Annotated in this window: 7 protein-coding genes; 3 read left to right on the forward strand and 4 right to left on the reverse strand. The window is 38.8% G+C overall.

The genetic code is table 11. The annotated features are described in order from the left end of the window. Window positions 1-15: 15 nt before the first annotated feature. On the reverse strand, window positions 16-14,079 hold the full coding sequence (locus G3A47_RS10065; RefSeq protein ID WP_166922032.1) for a PKD domain-containing protein: 14,064 nt from the start codon (window positions 14,077-14,079) through the stop codon (window positions 16-18). Between the two features lie 187 nt (window positions 14,080-14,266). Between G3A47_RS10065 and G3A47_RS10070 the strand changes: the two genes are divergently transcribed. Continuing rightward, window positions 14,267-14,509 carry a hypothetical protein gene (locus tag G3A47_RS10070; RefSeq protein WP_166922033.1) on the forward strand — a complete coding sequence of 81 codons (243 nt, stop codon included), beginning with the start codon at window positions 14,267-14,269 and terminating at the stop codon, window positions 14,507-14,509. Between the two features lie 1,453 nt (window positions 14,510-15,962). Here G3A47_RS10070 and G3A47_RS10075 read toward each other — a convergent pair. The 3 genes from G3A47_RS10075 to G3A47_RS10085 form a co-directional block, all read right to left on the reverse strand. Then, entirely contained in the window at window positions 15,963-17,051 is a 1,089-nt protein-coding gene (locus G3A47_RS10075; protein WP_166922034.1) for a serine hydrolase domain-containing protein, read from the reverse strand. 397 nt (window positions 17,052-17,448) lie between these two features. Next, a complete protein-coding gene (locus G3A47_RS10080) occupies window positions 17,449-17,997 on the reverse strand; it encodes a YbhB/YbcL family Raf kinase inhibitor-like protein (protein ID WP_166922035.1) in 549 nt (182 codons plus the stop codon). Window positions 17,998-18,085: 88 nt separating this feature from the next. Continuing rightward, window positions 18,086-18,922 (reverse strand): helix-turn-helix domain-containing protein, encoded by an 837-nt coding sequence (locus tag G3A47_RS10085; protein WP_166922036.1) that lies wholly within the window; start codon window positions 18,920-18,922, stop codon window positions 18,086-18,088. Between the two features lie 600 nt (window positions 18,923-19,522). Between G3A47_RS10085 and G3A47_RS10090 the strand changes: the two genes are divergently transcribed. Continuing rightward, window positions 19,523-20,362 carry an alpha/beta fold hydrolase gene (locus tag G3A47_RS10090; protein ID WP_166922037.1) on the forward strand — a complete coding sequence of 280 codons (840 nt, stop codon included), beginning with the start codon at window positions 19,523-19,525 and terminating at the stop codon, window positions 20,360-20,362. Window positions 20,363-20,641: 279 nt separating this feature from the next. Beyond that, on the forward strand, window positions 20,642-22,003 hold the full coding sequence (locus G3A47_RS10095) for a GH1 family beta-glucosidase (protein ID WP_166922038.1): 1,362 nt from the start codon (window positions 20,642-20,644) through the stop codon (window positions 22,001-22,003). Window positions 22,004-22,454: the final 451 nt, after the last annotated feature.

Genomic DNA, 22,454 nt, shown 5'->3' on the forward strand with positions numbered 1-22,454 from the left:
CCGTTTACTTTCTACTTATCGTTTTAAATACAACCAGCCTGATGTTTTAGGCGTTCCGTCTCCCAGATCCAGAATATAGAAATAGGTTCCGACCGGTAATAATTTTGAAGATCCGTCAGCCGTTCCGTCCCAGGTGTTTTTATAACCCTGCTGTGTATAAATCAGATTCCCCCATCGGTTATAAATTTCGAGTACATTTTTAGGATAGTTGGCAATACAATCTATATAGAATACATCGTTAACACCATCATCATTAGGAGAGAACTCATTGTGGACTTTTAAGCAAACAGGTTCTATTGTAGCACTGCTTTGATTATTGGAAGCATTAGTATCGATCTGATCTAAAGCAATCAATTTTGCAGTGTTTGTATAGTCCTTAACATCAAGTACTTTTACTTTTAAGGTTAAAGTCTGAACCGAATTAACGTCAACAGCAGGTATTTTCCATATTCCTGTTTTTGAATCAAAAGTCCCTGAACTTGTCGCTGCCGATACAAATTGGTAACCGGTAGGTAAAATATCCTGTACTTCTACATTTGTGGCTTTTAAACTTCCGATATTATCAGCTGTAATGGTAAAGTTGATCAACGCGTCAATTGAAGGATCGATCGCATCCACAGTTTTTATAATCGCGATATCCGTTTTTGGTGTTTCGATAGCGGCATTGTCTTCATCGTCTTCACTTTGATCGCCATCGTCATTATCAGGAGTACTGTTTGGGTCAAATTGATCACTGGCTGTAACCTGTGCCGTATTGACATAATCCGAATCTTTTAAACCATTTGGTGTTTCAACCGTTGCCTGAAACGTTAAGGTTGTTCCACTAAGCGGAATCTGCAAATTAGACCAAGTGATTCTAAAACCACTGTAAATACCTCCACCGGTTATATTAGTTATATTCGTATATCCAATTGGCAGTAAATCCTCTATGGCAACACCGGTCGCCACTACGGGACCTGCATTATTAACCTGAATGGTAAAAGTAACAACCTCACCGACATTGGCTTTTACATTACTAACCGATTTTTCCAGACTCAGGTTTGCCATTTGTACATCTACCAGAATACTATCATAATCGTCTTCTGTGGTGATGCCATTGTTTGGTGTACTGTCAGGATCAGGTAATCCGCTTGCCGTCACTTCGGCGACGTTTAAATATTCGTTTGCGGCTCCTGTTGCCGGTTTTACGGTAGCGTTAATCAACAGGATCTGTTCGGTATTATTGAGAATTAGCCCAATATTCCATCTGCCATCTGCAAAAGTGTACGTTCCGCTGGTAGCACTATGCATCATATAAGCAAATCCTGAAGGAAGCAAATCTTTGACCTCAACACCTGTTGCATTTCCTGGTCCGTCATTTCTAACCCTAACTTGAAAAGTAACAATATCACCCACATTTGGTTTTTGATTTCCAATAATTGTTTTTTCAACAGACAAATCTGCCATAACAATAATTGGCGTTACCGAAATACTATCGTAATCATCTTCTGTGGTGATACCATTATTTGGTGTACTGTCTGGATCAAAATCATCTGCTGCCGTTACTTCTGTAATGTTTAAGTATTCATTAGCTGCACCAGTTGGAGCATTAACCAATACATTTATTAACAAGGTTTGACTACTGTTTGGAAGTACAATTCCTGGGTTCCAAATACCTGTTAGTCTATTGTAAGAACCCGAACTCGCATTGTAGAAAACAAAGGTATAACCGGGAGGAAGAAGGTCTTTTACTTCAACACCCGTAGCAATGTTTGGCCCTGAATTCATCAATGTAATTTGGAATGTAATCTGTGATCCTACCAAAGGAGTTAACATGTCATCGACTACCAGTTTTTCAATTGACAAATCGGCAATAGTATTAACTGGTGTCAGAATTACAGAACTTATATCGTCTTCTGTTACAACACCATTGTTTGGTGTACTATTTGGATCCGGTAAATCTGAAGAAAATACCTCAGCCGTATTGCGGTAATCTCCTGTAGTATTTACGATTGCAGTGATCAACAAAGTTTCCGAAGCTCCACTGGCAATCGCTCCAACATCCCAGATTCCGGTTACTTCGTTATAAACACCGGAAGTAGAACTAAATACAACATAAGTATAACCACTTGGCAACTTATCTATAACTTGTACTTTTCCGGCATCTTGCGGCCCTTTATTGTTTACTGTAATCTGAAACGTTACCGACGTAAAATATGACGGACTAGTATTACCTCCCACTATTGTTTTGGTCAATGCTAAATCAGCGGACAAACTAGTTGGTGTGACAATTACGCTTCCGTAATCGTCTTCGGTCGTTACTCCATTATTTGGGGTACTGTCCGGATCCGGCAAACTACTGGCGGTAACTTCGGCAATATTGGTGTAATTGCCTGTTGCATTTACTGTTCCGCTTATCGTTAAAGTTTCGGATTTGCCGTTCACTAATCCTCCAACATTCCAGATTCCTGTTATCGCATCATAAGTTCCGGTAGAAATACTCGAACGCGTATACGTAAATCCTGATGGAAGCAGATCCGTAACCTGAACACCTGTCGCATCCTGAGGGCCACTATTGGTTACAATTATATCAAAAGAAACTTCTGAGCCTACCAGTGGTGTAGTATTTCCACCTACAATGGTTTTGGTTAAAGATAAATCGGCAGCTAAATTTGTTGGTGTTACAGTTACGCTTCCGTAATCGTCTTCGGTCGTTACTCCATTATTTGGTGTACTATCCGGATCCGGTAAACTACTGGCGGTAACTTCGGCAATATTGGTGTAATTGCCTGTTGCATTTACTGTTCCGCTTATGGTTAAGGTCTCTGATTTTCCGTTGATTAATCCTCCAACATTCCAGATTCCTGTTATTGCATCGTAAGTTCCGGTAGAAATACTTGAACGTGTATACGTAAATCCTGATGGAAGCAGATCGGTAACCTGAACACCCGTCGCATCCTGAGGGCCACTATTAGTTACAATTATATCAAAAGAAACTTCTGAGCCCACTAGTGGTGTCGTATTACCTCCCACAATTGTTTTAGTCAACGATAAATCGGCAGCTAAATTAGTTGGTATTACAGTTACGCTTCCGTAATCGTCTTCGGTCGTTACGCCATTATTTGGTGTACTATCTGGATCCGGTAAGCTGCTGGCGGTAACTTCTGCAATATTGGTGTAATTGCCTGTTGCATTTACTGTTCCACTTATCGTTAAAGTTTCTGATTTGCCGTTGATTAATCCTCCAACATTCCAGATTCCTGTTATCGCATCATACGTTCCGGTAGAAATACTCGAACGTGTATACGTAAATCCTGATGGAAGTTGATCCGTAACCTGAACGCCTGTTGCATCCTGAGGGCCACTATTGGTCACAATTATATCAAAAGAAACTTCTGAGCCCACTAGTGGTGTCGTATTACCACCCACAATTGTTTTAGTCAACGATAAGTCGGCAGCTAAATTGGTTGGCGTAACAATTACGCTTCCGTAATCGTCTTCGGTTATGTCACCATTATTTGGTGTACTATCCGGATCCGGTAAGCTACTGGCGGTAACTTCGGCAATATTGGTGTAATTGCCTGTTGCATTTACTGTTCCGCTTATGGTTAAGGTCTCTGATTTGCCGTTGATTAATCCTCCGACATTCCAAATTCCTGTTATCGCATCGTAAGTTCCGGTAGAAATACTTGAACGTATATACGTAAATCCTGATGGAAGCAGATCGGTAACCTGAACACCTGTTGCATCCTGAGGACCACTATTGGTCACAATTATATCAAAAGAAACTTCTGAGCCTACCAGTGGTGTTGTATTTCCACCTACAATTGTTTTGGTTAACGATAAATCGGCAGCTAAATTTGTTGGTGTTACAATTACGCTTCCGTAATCGTCTTCGGTCGTTACGCCATTATTTGGTGTACTATCTGGATCCGGTAAGCTGCTGGCGGTAACTTCAGCAATATTGGTATAATCGCCAGTTGCGTTTACAGTAGCTGTTACAACCAACGTTTGTGATTGTCCATTTGGTAGTCCTCCAACATTCCAAATTCCTGTACCTGCATTATAGGTACCTGCTGAAGGAGTAGCAATAGTAAAAGTATAGCCTGTTGGAAGCAAATCGGTAACCTGAACTCCGGTTGCGTCCTGAGGGCCACTATTGGTCACAATTATTTCAAACGAAATTTGCGAACCAACTAATGGTGTTGTATTTCCTCCAACAATTGTTTTGGTTAAAGATAAATCGGCAGCTAAATTAGTTGGCGTTACAGTTACGCTTCCGTAATCGTCTTCGGTCGTTACGCCATTATTTGGTGTACTGTCCGGATCCGGTAAGCTACTGGCGGTAACTTCGGCAATATTGGTATAATTGCCAGTTGCATTTACTGTTCCGCTTATGGTTAAGGTCTCTGATTTGCCGTTGATTAATCCTCCGACATTCCAGATTCCGGTGATGGCATCATAAGTTCCGGTAGAAATACTCGAACGCGTATACGTAAATCCTGATGGAAGCAGATCGGTAACCTGAACACCTGTTGCATCCTGAGGGCCACTATTGGTCACAATTATATCAAAAGAAACTTCTGAACCTACCAGTGGTGTGGTATTTCCACCTACAATTGTTTTGGTTAACGATAAATCGGCAGCTAAATTAGTTGGTGTTACAGTTACGCTTCCGTAATCGTCTTCGGTTATGTCACCATTATTTGGTGTACTGTCAGGATCCGGTAAGCTACTGGCGGTAACTTCGGCAATGTTGGTGTAATTGCCAGTTGCATTTACTGTTCCGCTGATGGTTAAGGTCTCTGATTTTCCGTTGATTAATCCTCCGACATTCCAGATTCCTGTTATCGCATCATAAGTTCCGGTAGAAATACTCGAACGTGTATACGTAAATCCTGATGGAAGCAGATCCGTAACCTGAACACCCGTTGCATCCTGAGGGCCACTATTGGTCACAATTATATCAAAAGAAACTTCTGAACCAACCAGTGGTGTTGTATTTCCACCTACAATTGTTTTGGTCAACGATAAATCGGCAGCTAAATTGGTTGGCGTAACAATTACGCTTCCGTAATCGTCTTCGGTTATGTCACCATTATTTGGTGTACTATCCGGATCCGGTAAGCTACTGGCGGTAACTTCGGCAATATTGGTGTAATTGCCTGTTGCATTTACTGTTCCGCTTATGGTTAAGGTCTCTGATTTGCCGTTGATTAATCCTCCGACATTCCAGATTCCGGTGATGGCATCATAAGTTCCGGTAGAAATACTCGAACGCGTATACGTAAATCCTGATGGAAGCAGATCGGTAACCTGAACACCTGTTGCATCCTGAGGGCCACTATTGGTCACAATTATATCAAAAGAAACTTCTGAACCTACCAGTGGTGTGGTATTTCCACCTACAATTGTTTTGGTTAACGATAAATCGGCAGCTAAATTAGTTGGTGTTACAGTTACGCTTCCGTAATCGTCTTCGGTTATGTCACCATTATTTGGTGTACTGTCAGGATCCGGTAAGCTACTGGCGGTAACTTCGGCAATGTTGGTGTAATTGCCAGTTGCGTTTACAGTTGCTGTTACAACCAACGTTTGTGATTGTCCATTTGGTAGTCCTCCAACATTCCAAATTCCTGTACCTGCATTATAGGTACCTGCTGAAGGAGTAGCAATAGTAAAAGTATAGCCTGTTGGAAGCAAATCGGTAACCTGAACTCCGGTTGCGTCCTGAGGGCCACTATTGGTCACAATTATTTCAAACGAAATTTGCGAACCAACTAATGGTGTTGTATTTCCTCCAACAATTGTTTTGGTTAAAGATAAATCGGCAGACAATGTTGTCGGAGTAGTTGTAGCTGTCGCGTAATCATCTTCGGTCGTGACTCCATTGTTTGGTGTTGAATCCGGATCAGGGAGCGCACTTGCTATTATTTCAGAAACATTGGTATAATCTCCTGTACTGTTTACTGTTGCAGTAATTTTAAGTGTCTCAAAACCTAAGGCGTTAAGATTTTGAATTATCCAAAGCCCCGAGGTCGGGTCATAGAATCCTGAAGTTTCAGAAGACGATACAAAAGTGTATCCCGATGGAAGCTGGTCATTTACAATAACGCCATTCACATCTTGTGGACCATTATTAATCAACACTATTTCAAAAATAACCTGAGACCCTACTAATGGTGTTGTAATATTAACCGTTTTAATTAAAGATAAATCAGCAGATGGTGCTATCGGTGTAGTTGTAACAGTTGCGTAATCGTCTTCAGTCGTTACTCCATTATTTGGGGTACTGTCAGGATCCGGTAAGTTACTGGCGGTAACTTCTGCAATATTGGTGTAGTCACCCGTGGCGTTTACGGTAGCGGTTATCACTAATGTTTGTGATTGTCCGTTTGGTAGTCCTCCAACATTCCAGATTCCTGTACCTGCATCGTATGTTCCTGCTGAAGGAGCTGCAAGAGTAAAGGTATAACCAGTAGGAAGTGAATCGGAAACCTGAACACCCGTTGCATCCTGAGGGCCGCTATTGGTCACAATTACTTCAAACGAAATTTGTGACCCCACTAATGGCGTTGTATTTCCTCCCACAATTGTTTTAGTCAACGATAAATCGGCAGCTAAATTTGTTGGCGTTACAATTACGCTTCCATAATCATCTTCGGTTGTTACTCCATTATTTGGGGTACTGTCAGGATCCGGTAAATCACTCGCAGTAACTTCGGCAATATTGGTGTAATCGCCTGTAGCATTTACAGTTCCGCTTATCGTTAAAGTCTCTGATTTGCCATTGATTAATCCTCCAACATTCCAGATTCCCGTCGTAGCATCATACGTTCCGGTAGAAATACTCGAACGTGTATACGTAAATCCTGACGGAAGTTGATCCCTAACCTGAACGCCCGTCGCATCCTGAGGACCACTATTGGTTACGATTATATCGAAAGAAACTTCTGAACCAATTAGTGGCGTTGTATTTCCGCCCACAATTGTTTTAGTCAACGATAAATCGGCAGCTAAATTTGTTGGCGTTACAATTACGCTTCCATAATCGTCTTCGGTTGTTACTCCATTATTTGGTGTACTGTCAGGATCCGGTAAATCACTGGCAGTAACTTCGGCAATATTGGTGTAATCGCCCGTAACATTTACGATTCCGCTTATCGTTAAAGTCTCTGATTTGCCGTTAATTAATCCTCCAACATTCCAGATTCCAGTCGTAGTATCATACGTTCCGGTAGAAATACTCGAACGTGTATACGTAAATCCTGATGGAAGTTGATCCATAACCTGAACGCCCGTTGCATCCTGAGGACCACTATTGGTTACGATTATATCGAAAGAAACTTCTGAACCAATTAGTGGCGTTGTATTTCCGCCCACAATTGTTTTAGTCAACGATAAATCGGCAGCTAAATTGGTTGGCGTTACAGTGACGCTTCCATAATCATCTTCGGTTGTTACTCCATTATTTGGGGTACTGTCAGGATCCGGTAAATCACTGGCAGTAACTTCGGCAATATTGGTGTAATCACCTGTAGCATTTACGATTCCGCTTATCGTTAAAGTCTCTGATTTTCCGTTAATTAATCCTCCAACATTCCAGATTCCCGTCGTAGCATCATATGTTCCGGTAGAAATACTCGAACGTGTATACGTAAATCCTGATGGAAGTTGATCCGTAACCTGAACACCCGTCGCATCCTGAGGACCACTATTGGTCACAATTATATCAAAAGAAACTTCTGAACCAATTAGTGGTGTTGTATTTCCGCCCACAATTGTTTTAGTCAACGATAAATCCGCAGACTGTGCTGTAGGAGTGGTTGTAACTGTTGCGTAATCATCTTCAGTCGTTACTCCGTTATTTGGGGTACTATCGGGATCCGGTAAACTGCTCGCAGTAACTTCGGCAATATTGGTATAATCACCCGTGGCGTTTACGGTAGCGGTTATCACTAATGTTTGTGATTGTCCGTTTGGTAGTCCTCCAACATTCCAGATTCCTGTACCCGCATCGTATGTTCCTGCTGAAGGAGCTGCAAGAGTAAAGGTATAACCAGTAGGAAGTGAATCGGTAACCTGAACACCCGTCGCATCCTGGGGGCCGCTATTGGTCACAATTACTTCAAAAGATATTTGTGAACCCACTAGTGGCGTTGTATTTCCTCCAACAATTGTTTTAGTTAAGGATAAATCGGCAGCAATTGGAATTGGTGTCACAATTGCAGTGTCGTAATCGTCCTCTGTTGTGACTCCATTATTAGGCGTACTATCAATATCAGGCTGATCACAACTTGTCACTTCTGCAATGTTGAGGTAATCACCTGTAGGATTTACATTTACTGTTAAAAGTAAGACTTCTGTAGTTCCGGCATTCACTACACCAACATCCCAAATACCGGAAGTCTCATTATAAGTACCGGAAGTTGAACTAAATAAAACATAACTGTATCCTGATGGAAGCAAATCTTTTACCTGAACACCAGTTGCCGTATTTAAACTACTATTTCTTACTCTAATTTCAAAAGAAATCTGAGAACCTACCAATGGTGTTAAAGTATTATTTACAACCGTTTTCGTCAACGACAAATCTACCACATTTGGCAAAAGCGTAACGGTAGCGTCATCCTGATCGTCTTCGGTTGGAACATTATTATTTGGTGTACTGTCAGGATCCGGAAGATCACTCTTTGTAACTTCAGCCGTATTAATATAAGTTCCTGTTGCATTCACCGTTGCATCAAAAGTAAGATTCAATAATCCTCCATTTGCTAAACTTAGGTTTTGCCACAACAAAGTACTACTGGCAGCATCATAAACACCTCCATTTGATACGGATCCCGGAACCAGTGTATATCCATTTGGAAGAACATCTTTAATGGCAACTCCCGTAGCATTTCCGGGTCCATTATTAGTAAGAGCCAGTGTAAATGTCACCACTCCTCCCGCTGTTGAACTAATTGGAGTAACCGTTTTGGCTAATTCTAAATCAGCATTTTGCAAGGTAACAACAGCATCATCCTGATCGTCTTCTGTAGCGACATTGTTATTCGGCGTACTGTCGGGATCATTTTGATCAGAGGTAATAACTTGCGCTATATTTTGATATCCATTTACAGCACTTGATACATTTACGGTTGCTGTAATTGTTAATGTTGCGAAATTTCCATTGTTTAAAGTTCCAACTGTCCAGATCCCTGTACCGGCGTCGTAAGCTCCCGCACCGGTATCACTTACATAAGTGTACCCTACCGGCAATTGATCTCTTACCGATACATTAGTTGCATTGTTTGGCCCTGAATTGGTTACCATCACGGTGAAAACAACATTATCACCAATACTTACAACAGTTGGCAATACTGATTTTTGCAAAGACAAGTCGGCTGATTGTATTGAAACGGTCGCATCATCCTGATCATCTTCGGTTGGAATATTGTTATTAGGTGTACTGTCAATATCAAATTGATTGCAAGCAACAACCTCTGCTGAGTTTAAATAAGTACCTGACGCATTTACTGTAGCTTTAAAAGTCAGGCTTAATGTTGTTCCCAGTGCAACATTCAAATTAGACCAACTTATAGAAGAATCTCCTATATTATAAACTCCTCCATTGCTAACAGAACCTGGAACTATTGTATATCCGTTAGGTAAAAGGTCTTTTACTCCCACGCCTGTAGCACTAACTGTTCCTCCTACGGCAGGATTATTGAATACATCTATGGTAAATGTCACCACGGCACCAACATTTACGTTGATTGGTGTAACTGATTTTGTCAATTCCAAATCGGTTCTCGCAATTATGGTAATACTCACCTGATCGGCAGCAACCGCGCAAGGTCCGTTTGTAACACGCCACTCAAAAACTGTTGTTCCTACATCTAGCCCTGTAACTGTTGTAGTTGGCGAATTTACATTCCCAAAAACAACTGATGAAGTCCCTGAAATCTTAACCCATTTTCCTTGTCCGACTGTAGGCGGAGTTGCTCCCAGCATAACCGGAGTAAATTGAGGCAAAGTCTGATCGGGACCTGCATTGGCATTAATGGGTTGTTCGTAAATTTCAATACGCATTGTATCTGAAGAAGAGCAGCCATCATTATTTGCCGTCGTTGCTGTCCAGGTAAACTCATAAGTACCGACGCTTAAACCAAAAACAAGCGTTGTAGGATTATTCGGTGATGCAATATTAGCAGGATTCCCCAAAGTTTGAGTCCATGTACCAATACCTTGCGTTACCGGAACTGCTGCCAGATTGGTCTGTGTCACGGCACATAATTCCTGATCGGGTCCTGCATCAGCAGTAGTTGGAGGCACATCATTAAACGTAACTGAAACCTGATCTACAGAAGGCTGACATAATGATGGATTTGTAAATGGCCCGTTTGTTACCGTCCAGGTCAAAGTATAAGTTCCTAAAGCCGTAATATTTGATAAAGTTGTTTGTGGATTATTTGGACTATCAATAATCACCTGCCCTCCTGACGGATCATCTGCCGGAGCTGCAAAAGACCATTTCCCAATTCCTGCTGTAGGTGCAACAGCATTGGTTTTATAGGTTCGCTGACAGGCAACGGTATCGTCCGGCCCTGCATTTGCCTGACTTGGAGCCTGAAATACATTGATACGGACAATATCGGATAAGTCTCTACAACTTCCTCCTCCACCCGGGCCTCCGTTGGAATTTTTAAATGTCCATTTCAAAATATACAAGCCCGGCACTGTCAGACCGGTAACCTGTGTAGTCGGATTATTAATATCGGTTATATTGGCAACACTTCCTCCGGGTTGTAATACCCACTCCCATTCTGCGGTAGTTACATCAATAGGTTTTGCATTTCCTGCTAAAGTTATTGTACCTCCCACATCGGTGATACAGATACTTTGATCAGGTCCTGCATCAGGCTGAACACTCGCTCCGCTATTTACCGTAACAGTTACACTATCTGAGGTTCCCGGACAGGTGTTTCCTGATGTAAAATTATAGACACTGGTGGTATAAGTAAACACATACGTATTTCCCGGAACCACCGTTGCATTTGCTACATAACTGTTTGATGGCGATTGTGTAATGGTAACACCTACCGGATTACCGCTTGTCAGGGTCCATGTACCGGTAGAATTTTCGGTACCGATTAATTGTACACTTGCCACATCACAATAGGTTGCATCTGACCCCGCAGAAGCCGGGGCCGAAACTTCAATAACCACATCATCAAACGATCCCGTGCATAAAAAGTTTTCGGTACTTGTTACTTTCCATCTAAAAATATATCTTCCTTCTACAAGATTATTAATAACTGTATTAGGGTCCATAGGATCTACAATCCAAGGGATATTAGGTGCTCCTGCTAAAAGTGACCATTCACCCCCTTCAAAAAATTCATCGTAGGAACTTCCTGCCATCGTAACAGAAGTTCCGTTGCAAATCTCCTGATCCGGGCCTGCATTTGCAGTATGTGGTGGCACACCAAGCAAAATTTTAACATCATCAAATGCGGTAGAACAACTTCCTGCCGTCACGGTCCAACGAAAAACATAGGCTCCACTCCTCTCAAATGTAAATACAGCCTGAGGATCTGTTACATCACTAATAGTATAATCCCCAAGTCCGCTAACTCTTGACCATACTCCAATAGCTCCGCTGGACAATGTTGCATTCATCGTTATTGTTGTTCCACAAACACTTTGGTCGGGTCCGGCTCCTGCTGTTGCCGGATTTTCTGCTACCGTTATTTCTACTGAATCCGAAGAATTACCACATAAACTAGAATCTAGAGTAATGGTCCAGGTAAATTTATAAGTACCATCGGCCGGTATTGTAACTGCGGTCTGAGGATCATTAATATTGGCAAAAACTACACCTGCACTTGGAATGACCGTCCATGTACCTTCCTCATTAATAGCGGGAGTATTGGCATTTAAGTTTATGGTTGTTGTACCATCCGGATAACAAGTATCGGTGCCGGCCATAGCCACGGTCGGTGCCATATCGGCAGAAGTTACGACCGACATATCATTTGAAACGGGTGCACTACAACCAGTTGTTCCCGGATGTAAAAAACCTATCGTCCATCGCAAGACATTTGTCGCACCGGCTGTTAAAAATCCGGTTGCCACAGCATTAGGATTATTTATATCTGAGAAAACAATAACATCGGGGCCGGAAACCTGAGACCACTGTCCATATTCTCCTGCTGCAGGAATGCTTCCATTCAGTGCAATTTGTGAGTTTAAACAAGCTCCCTGATCCGGTCCGGCATCAACGGTTGTTAATATGGCATTTGAAACATAAACCGTAACATTATCGGTAGACAAAGGACATTTAGTTCCTCCTCCTTTTGTGATATACTGAAACTCATAAGTTCCCGGCACTAAACCGGTAGCTGTGGTATTCTGTGCCATCGGATTGACTATAGTAGCATCATTTGGACCGCTTAATTGTGTCCAATAGCTAGTTCCTTGTGCGGTAATACCAACTCCTTCCAAAGGTGCTATTGTTTCACCACAATTTAAACTAACATCTGATCCTGCATTAGATGGGGTAGCCTGAGCCGATACAATAACAGCGATACTATCAAAACCGTAATCACAACCTACCGGTAAATTCCCATCTTCTGTTCTGGCAAATTGTAAGGAATAAGTTCCCGGTATTGTTAAATTTGGCAAAGTCACACTGGTATCTCCAATCTGAACCGGAGCCGTCGGGAAAGGGCCAAGCGGAGATCCAACCGGACCATCCAAAATTCGATATCGGTTATATCCTGTGCCCGTAACGGTGATTGGTATGGTAAATTGCGTTTGTTCACAATCTCCATAGAGATCATTACCTCCATTTACCGAAATACTTCTGGTCGCCCCTTTATACTCTACTATATAATCTTTTGTAAAAATACAACCGGTATTAGAATTTGTTAAAGTATAACGAAATCTGTACGGATCTCCCGCATCAGAAATATTAGTGACCAAAGTGGTTGGACTTGAAGGCGATTGTATAGATCCCGGAGGCAATGTTGCTCCTCCGATTTGTGTCCATAAAACTGTTTCCCCTGCAAACAATGGTGCTGGCGCAGAAAGGGTTACCTGAGTAATAGTATTATCACAAAAATAAATATTTTCTGTACCACCCGGAAGTACCGTTACATCCTGAGTAGCAGGCGGAACAGTAATTGTTACTTCATCACTACCCGATGCACAAGGTCCGGTAACGGTCCATCTTAAAACATAGGTTCCTTCCTGTAAATTAGAAACCGTATTGGTATTAGAATTTGGATTAGAAAAAACAGGAACATTGGGCCCACTTACAAATGACCAGGTTCCCATTTGACCATTCAGTCCGCAACCTCCAAAAGAAGCATTTAAGTTAACACTTTGTGTAGTTGTATAACAATTACTCAATGTAATATCAGATCCTGCCGTAATAGGTGTAACACCACCATAATTAGTAATCGTAATAGATGAAGAAGTACTGCAAAAACGTCCGGGAGCATATTCGGGGCCTGTAATGATCCAAGTCATTGTGGTTGTACCACAGCTGTTTGGTGGCAGTGTTATAGTGGTAGTCGCTGAAGTTGGAAAATTCATGATAACTCCGGCATTATTGGATCCTGTTACCTCCCAATGTCCTGTTTCTCCAGGATTTTGAGGTGTATTTCCCGAAATAACAAGACTGCCCGAAGAATTAGGACACGAAGCAATATCCACCCCTGCATTAGCTATTGTAATTGGCATTACAACAACTGTTTTATCCTGAAAAGCTGTAACACCATCACCACAAGTTGCCGAATAACGAAAAACATAGGTGTTACCACCTGCATATCCGGTTACAGTTGTCGTAGATGACGTAGGAGATGTTATCGTGACTGAGGGTCCGCTTATTTGTGTCCATTTTACTGTTCCAATGATCGGAGAAGGATTATTTCCCTGCAAAATCATAGGATCAGTGGCACAAATAGTTTCATTGAGCACCCCCGCATTAATCGTACAGTTCTGCGCTTTTACGCTTATTAAAGTTCCGAAAAACAAAATAAGGCTCCAAAAAAATAGCTTCTTTCCGATAATTTTATATCCAAAAAGTCTTGTTTGGTAATCTTGTTCCATATAGTTTACTTTTTATAGTGGAAAAACTTTATTCAAACATTAAGCAGACCTTTAGCAATTACAATACCTGCAAACGTCTGACTTTATAATATGCATAGATTTTAATTTTAACATATAATTCTCATCAGTTCCGGCCTGATCTAAAATCACTTTCTCCAACTCCTGCAGGAGAACAGATGGACGTGGTATGAAACTGCATATCGTTACTATACTTTTGATTAATGTCGGTCTGTTTAATTCGCCTCAAAAAGTAGAAAACGACCCAAAACCTTTATCAATCCTTAAAACAATTACAATATTTGGGGCACCTTTCGGTAAATATTTGTCTGTTGTTTTCTTAACCAAATATGCTTTGCTAAACTTCTACCGGCACTATTTGGGGAAGGCCGTTGAGGAAAAAGAAGAATACTTCCGTCTGATAGTCTCGTAAATTGATTCTGCTTTTCCTCACAGTTAGCATTTAAACAATTATTGGCGAGAATCGTAATTTAATTTTTTCTAAAAATACCTTAGAAATTAGGTCGTCCTTTTTTAATTGGTTACACCATTTCTTCAAATTAAAAATTACATTTTCGCTTGTAACTGAAATAAGGTTAAAATTAAGTTATTTAACTTTTTTTTAGTTTCCATTTCTTTTCAAACATGTTTCATTTTATAATATGAAACAAGAAAAGAGTATAAACGAGTAGCTTTTTTCTCAATTTTTCAAAAATTAAAGGAGGAAGAAATCGAGCAAAGGATTTTTAGAAATCAAGATTATGATCTGAATATACGCTGATTGTGTTTTTAAAAGACATTAAAATGGTGGTCAATTTTATACTTTGTTATTTCAAAGTTTCACAACTGGCAAAAAAAATGCAAACGTTCTGTCTGCAAAATTTTAATTTTAAAATTATACTACTCCTTAGCATCTTTTTTTCATGTTTATTATTCATATAAACATTGTGATGAGGTCTACCAACATGATGCGATTCATATTTTATATTAGAAATCCAACCATGCTCTTTTGATTTTTTTTTGGAAAGGCACAGGAGTCATTTAATCATGGTTAAAAGAAAAATCTTCTGCCCTTTTTGTTTATGATAATATGACAGCCTCATAGGGGCGCTATATCTATAGATTAAATTTGACAACAATGACGTTAAACTCCAGAGAAACGTCATAACAAATTTATATACCGCTCCTCCGGAGCTCCCTTTGCGTTGGAACTATTTGCTATAAATATGCCGCTTCTCCGAAGCTTAAGAAATACAACTGTGAATAAATTGAATTTGATGATGTAAAGCTCCAGAGGAGCGAAATATTTATAGATTCGAATTTGAAAATAATCATGTAAAGCTCCAGAGGAGCGGCATAACTTTGCGTCGAAACATTTGATATAAATAGGTCGTTTCTCCAAAGCCTAAGAAATACAACGGTGAATAGATCGAATTTGATAATGTGAAGCTCCAGAGGAGCGAAATATTTATAGATTTAAATTTGAAAATAATCATGTAAAGCTCCGGAGGAGCGGCATAACTATAAATATCTCGCTTCTCCTAAACTTAAGAAATACAACTGTGAATAGATCGAATTTGATAATGTGAACCTCCGGAGGAGCGAAATATTTATAGATTCAAATTTGAAAATAATCATGTAAAGCTCCGGAGGAGCGGCATAACTTTACGTCGAAATATCACAGAACCACAAAAAGAAGCATTGCAATAAAACTTGGAATATGATAACGAAATTTTTTCCAACCATGACCAAGGAATCACTAAGTTTTATTTTTCTGTACAATTTAGTGAGAAATATTTTTTAGCCGATTTAGCAAATTTGTTCAGATCGTTTTTATCTAAAAAAAAGAATCTGCTAAATCTGCGTGAAAACTAAAAAAACTATCATTAATGCGTTCCTAAAGTTTTCAAAACCAATTCGGCAATATCTTTTGTGACTTGTGTTGGCGAGTTACAATCGCAATTGCTAAATCCGAGGACATAAATATCTTCTGAAGGAATATAAACTCCCATCGTTTTAAAACCAAAAATGCTTCCTCCATGTTCTCGTATTGGTATTCCGATTAGTTCTTTAATATGCCATCCGTAGCCATAAGTAAATTCATCACCATTGTTTAATTTATATTTTAGGAAAGCTTTATTTGTTTCTTTACTGCCTAACAATGTATTTTCTTTAAGAGCATTTTGCCATTTCAACATATCGTCCGCAGTAGACATCAAGGAACCCGATGAAAAAGGAACACTAAAATTGATGCTCGTTTTATTGACATATCCGCTTTCTTTTTTATGATAGCCGTATGCCCTGTTTTTAATAATTTTGCGATCGCTGGCATAATAGGACTGCTTCATTCCTATTTTTTCAAAAATATGTTTTGTCACAAAATCTTCATAGGTTTCTCCCGAAACCAGCTCGATAATATATCCTAAAAGAACGTAACCTGAATTGTTGTATTCAAATTTTTCTCCCGGCAGAAAATCCACGGGTTCATTCTTAAAAAAATCAACCATCATTTTTGGTGTCATTTCTTTTTGTGCGATATCCCAAAGCGATTTCATTTTTGTAAAATCTTTAATTCCGGAAGTATGCGTCAATAAATGATGAATGGTTATTTTATCACCGGAGGGATAATCCGAAATATAGTTTGAAATAGTTTGATTTACGTCTAACTTCCCCTGCTCTTCTAACATTAATATGGCAATGGCTGTAAATTGTTTTGTCATTGAACCCAACTGAAATACATGTTGTGGCGTCAGATCAACATTCAATTCCAAATTGGCTTTACCGAAAGCTTTCTTGTAAACTATTTTACCCTTTTTAGCAACCATAAATACACCTCCGGGTCCATTACTGTCTTTAAACTGTGTCTGAATGAGATTGTCAATTTTAACTTCTGTACTCTGAGCCAAAATTGCATTTAACGGATTAACCGCAATGAATAGAAATAACAGTATACTAATTTGTTTGATGTGCCTCATGTCTCTTTTTTATAAAGTTTAATCACCTTTGATTTCATTTTAGACGGAAAGACTTTAGGATTGGTTACAAATTTTAAAAAAGGAATGAACCAAAACTATTTACAGTTAACAAACCATCGCATTACATCAAAACAGATTTCGCAAAAATTTCAAAATCTGAAGAGACTCGATTTCTATTAAATCCCATAAAAAACAAAACCCCGCAAGAAATAATTCTCACAAGGTTTAAAAAGCAGTTATTAAAATTTTATAAACTGCAAAAATTTAGTTTTTACTTAAGTAGAATGTCTTTGCGAACTTTAATTATTTGCAAAAGAGTATAAAAGAAATCTTCGCGAACCCTGCGTTTAAAAAACGCAACAGTACTATTTTAATACGATACTATTTCAACAAAATTTTATCGTTTGTAATATGCAACAATACTGGCTTTGGCTAGGGTTTGATTCCAAAGATTGAACCCTACTACAGCAGGATTTGTATTCTCATTAACTCCTAACTTGTCTGTTTTTAAAGCATAAACGGTTAGTACATATTGATGAAATCCGTGACCTTCGGGTGGGCAAGCTCCTCCAAATCCTTTTATTCCATAATCCGTTATGCTTTGAATGGCTTCTTTGGGTGCCAGATTGAGTTTAAGGTTACCTGCATTTGTTACCAATTCATGTACGTTTGCAGGGATATCAAATACAACCCAATGCCAGAATCCGCTTCCAGTTGGTGCATCGGGGTCGTACATCGTTATGGCAAAACTTTTTGTCCCTTCCGGAGCATTTTTCCAAAGTAATTGTGGGGATTGGTTGTCTCCCGAGCATCCAAATCCGCTAAACTCTTGCTTTTTTGTAATTTCTCCTCCCAGATCATTACTGGTTAACGTAAATGTTTTTTGCCCGAAAAGGGTAACAGAGAAAATTAAAGACAGTACCAGAATCAAATTTGCTTTTTTCATTTTATTGCGATTTAAAATTTTAAGCAAATTTAACTGATATACGAACTTAAAAATTATAGCATCCGGTTCAAAAAATGTTGCTAAAAGTTCAACTTTTCTGATGGTACTTTGGGGTAACACCGTATTTTGATTTGTAGGCCTGAATAAAACTGGATAAGTTCTCGTAACCGACTTCGGAATATATTTCAGAAGAACTTCTTTGCTCCTGACTCAGCAAAGAATGTGCGTATTCCAATCTTTTATTTTGAAACCATTTGCTGGGCGATTCCGAGTAGTGTTTTTCAAATTCCCTTTTAAAAGTAGAAATACTCATATCACATAAAAAAGCCAATTCGCTTAAGGTTAATTTACTCAATTGATTGCTCTCTACAATACGAATGAATTTTTGTGTTGCCCCGCTATTATTCAGCGCTAGTGAAAGCAGAAAATCTGTTCCGCGTGTTGCTGTAAGGTACAGCATAATTTCTTCAAACTTCACTTCCAATAAGAGACGTTGCGCGTTTTGTGAAAGCTTCGAAATATCCGACAAGCTGTTGACAAACCCTTTTATAAACGCATCATATTCAAAGGAAAAAACAGGTTTATAATCGGTTGGATCGGTACTGTTTAATTCAAATTTCCTCATAAATTTCAACAAGGCTTCATTCGAAAAGAAAAGAAGAACACTTTTGTAATTCTTAGTTTCAGAAAGTTTTTCTGTCATTAAACAATGACCCGATTTCATTATAATAAACTTCGAACTGGTAATGGATAAGGATGAATTTTCGAAAACAATTTCTTTAGTTCCTTCCATCAAAAAGCTAAAGGTGTTTTGGTTCAAAATGATTTGTTGCTTCGAAATTTCCTTCGTACTGCTATAATCGAAAACTTGTACCGATTGCGGAGATGCCACAAGTAACTCATCAGGAATTCTAATTATGTTCATTCTATTTTTATGAAGTTTTGCGGCAGATTTAAAGTAAAATGTATTGAATGTAATTCCTAAAATGATTTTTTCAGAATAATCTATATATTAAAAACATCCAATGCATACAAATCATTATTTTTCAACAGCCAAATTACAAAAAAAAGACAAGGCAACAGCGCATTCCTGCTTATACAACCACTAAACTCTCAGGTTTCGGTACATACAGCTTCTAATGACTTAAAAAAGCAACTGTTAATTACCTTACTTTATTTACAATTTCAAAATATTGCTTTACAATAAGTTAATCTTAATACTATAAAAGTTTTACTACTTTTAGCCTATTAAATCCTGAATTTCGAAAAACAATAAAACAGAACCTTAAAAAAGGAGCTTCTTTTTTTCGTAAAATTCAATTATTACAAATTAAAAAGTTCGCAGAAACCGGAACTGATTCGTTTTCAAACGAACTCAAATTTGGTTTAGACTTTGTCTGTTTACATCATTACTAAGTAAATTAGAAAAGTTTTTAATTTAAGATTTCCTTTTTTTACGCCAAGACATTCTTACGAGCCAAATTATAAATACGCTTTCTTTTTTTCCAATTTTTAAATTATAAGTATGAAAAAAATTTATGAAACAGAGACTAGTTTTGCCGATTTAGGAGATCGAAAGATTGCTTATCGCTCGTATGGCAAAGGAAAAACAATACTCTTCATAAACCGCTTCAGAGGAACACTCGACACCTGGGATCCTTTATTTATAGCTGTAATGGCTAAAAAATTTAATGTCATTACTTTTGATTATTCGGGCATTGGCTCTTCAACAGGAACGTTGGCTCCTGATATAGCACTCGTAGCCAAAGATGTAAAAGATCTGGCTGATGCTCTAAAATTGAGTACTATTATCGTTCTGGGCTGGTCCTATGGTGGTTTGGTAGCACAGGCAGCTACATTATTGTACCCTAATTTGGTCACACATTCTATTTTACTGGGAACAAATCCTCCCGGAAAAAACAAAGTTCCCCTTGAACCTGCTTTTTTAGATGTGGCACTAAAACCGCTAAATGATTTTGAAGATGAAATCATTTTATTCTTCGAACCAAAATCAGAAACCAGTCGTGCCGCTGCAAAAGTATCGCACGAGAGAATCCATAAAAAAATCGATATCAAAAAAATTCCTTCCACTATCGACGTCTTTCAACTCTATTTTTCGGGAGGGGACAGCTTTAGGGAAGATATTTTAAACTTTAGGGAACAGCTCAAAAAAACAAAAACTCCAATTTTAGTCATTTCCGGGGATCATGATATTAGTTTTGCGGTAGAAAACTGGTATCCCTTTATCAATCAGATGATCAATTCACAACTGATCGTCTACTCCGAAACCGGCCACGCCCCGCAGCATCAATATCCCGAGCTGACTTCTAAGTATATTATCAACTTCGTGAAATATACTTATTAATCGCAGTTTGCAATCACCGTTTAAACCTGAAACCTGAAACTTGAAACCTGAAACTTGAAACCTGAAACTTGAAACTTGATACCTCGATAGTTAACCATTTCATAACACCCACATTACCATTACTTTATATTAGTTTTATTAATTTGAATAAAACTAATCGTTATGAAATTCTTTAACCTAAATTTCTTGGTCTCTTTTAAAGAATGGCTTTTCTTAAAAGCTATGCAATCTTCTTTCCTTCATTAATAAACCATACCCATAAAGGAAAGCAGCATTTAAATGAGTAAAACAGAAAACGCACTTTTAAATAAAGAACAATTTGGAGAGGAATTCCTGTGGGGTGTATCTACAGCCGCTTTTCAAATTGAAGGAGCTCATGATGCCGATGGCAAAGGAGCTTCAATCTGGGATGTTTTTACGTCGCAAAAAGGGAAGATAAAAAATGGCCATCATGCGCTGTCGGCTTGTGATTTCTATACCCATTATAAAAACGACATTGCACTAATCCGGGAACTCAACATTCCGAACTTTCGATTTTCGATCAGTTGGCCCCGAATTATGCCAAACGGAACGCATCCTGTCAACCAGTCAGGAGTCGATTACTACAATAGAATCATTGATTTTTTACTGGAATGTAATATCGAACCGTGGGTTACGCTTTACCATTGGGATTTACCACATGCCCTGGAAGAAAAAGGCGGATGGACCAATCGGGAGTCCGTTACCTGGTTCTCGGAATATAGCGAAGTTTGTGTACACTATTTTGGTGACAGAGTTAAAAATTGGATGGTAATCAATGAGCCTTCTGTTTTTACTGGTGCCGGTTATTTTCTTGGGATACATGCTCCGGGGAAAAAAGGCTTGACCAATTATCTCAAGGCCATGCATCATGTCACTTTATCTACAGCCGCCGGTGCTAAAATGATACGAAGCAGACTGCCTGAAGCCAATATTGGCACTACATTTTCATGTACGCATATCGAACCCGAAACTGACAAACCAAAAGATAAAGAAGCCGCAAAACGTGTAGATACGTTACTGAACAGAACTTTTATAGAGCCTATTTTAGGACTCGGTTATCCGAAAGAGGATTTAGCAGTCCTTAAAAAACTCAAAAATTATATATTGGAAGATGATTTGAACAATATGTCTTTTGATTTCGATTTTATTGGTCTCCAATGTTATACCAGAGAGGTAGTAAGAGCTTCCTTACTGATTCCCTATATTGGTGCCGAACTAGTCAGTGCCGAAAAAAGAAACGTACTCGCAACCGAGATGGGCTGGGAAGTTTACCCTCCGGCTCTGTATCATATCATAAAAAGGTTTAACGCCTACGCAAACATAAAGAAAATCATTATTACCGAAAACGGTGCCGCTTTTCCGGATATTGTCAAAAATGGAAAAGTGTATGATATCAAACGTACACATTACATTCAGGATCATTTAGAGCAAGTACTCAAAGCCAAAAAAGACGGTTATCATGTCGACGGTTATTTTGTATGGAGCCTTACGGATAACTTTGAATGGGCAGAAGGTTACAACGCCAGATTTGGATTAATCCATATTGATTTTGATACTCAAAAAAGAACCATCAAACAATCCGGAATGTGGTTTCGTGACTTTTTATCGAAAAACAACTAGAAAAAAACGACTATCCTTTCTTAGATTATTTTTAAAATCTTTAAATAAAATAGACTATTCCTTCTTTAGCAAGTGCACAACAGTAAACCTCAACCTTTTTGGCTTGAGGTTTATTATTTAACTCAAAGTGCTAGTTGAATAATACTGTATACTGTAAAATGTAAAATGTGAAATGTAAAATGTGAAATGTGAAATGTAATAAGTTTTTTTTAAACTCATTACTATCTTACATTGTACGAACATATGGTTGTGTAAGATCGCTGAAATACAGTTCCAATACACTTATATTCTAACGCTTCACTTAAAGACAATAAAATCAGTCAATTAAATATTTTACCATTTCAGACTAGCATATCTCATTATACATCTTACATTTTACATCTTACATTATACATTTTACATTTTACATTTTACATTTTACATTTTACATTTTACATGTTGCATCTCACAT

Source organism: Flavobacterium poyangense, from assembly GCF_011751075.1.
Taxonomy (GTDB): Bacteria; Bacteroidota; Bacteroidia; order Flavobacteriales; family Flavobacteriaceae; genus Flavobacterium; species Flavobacterium poyangense.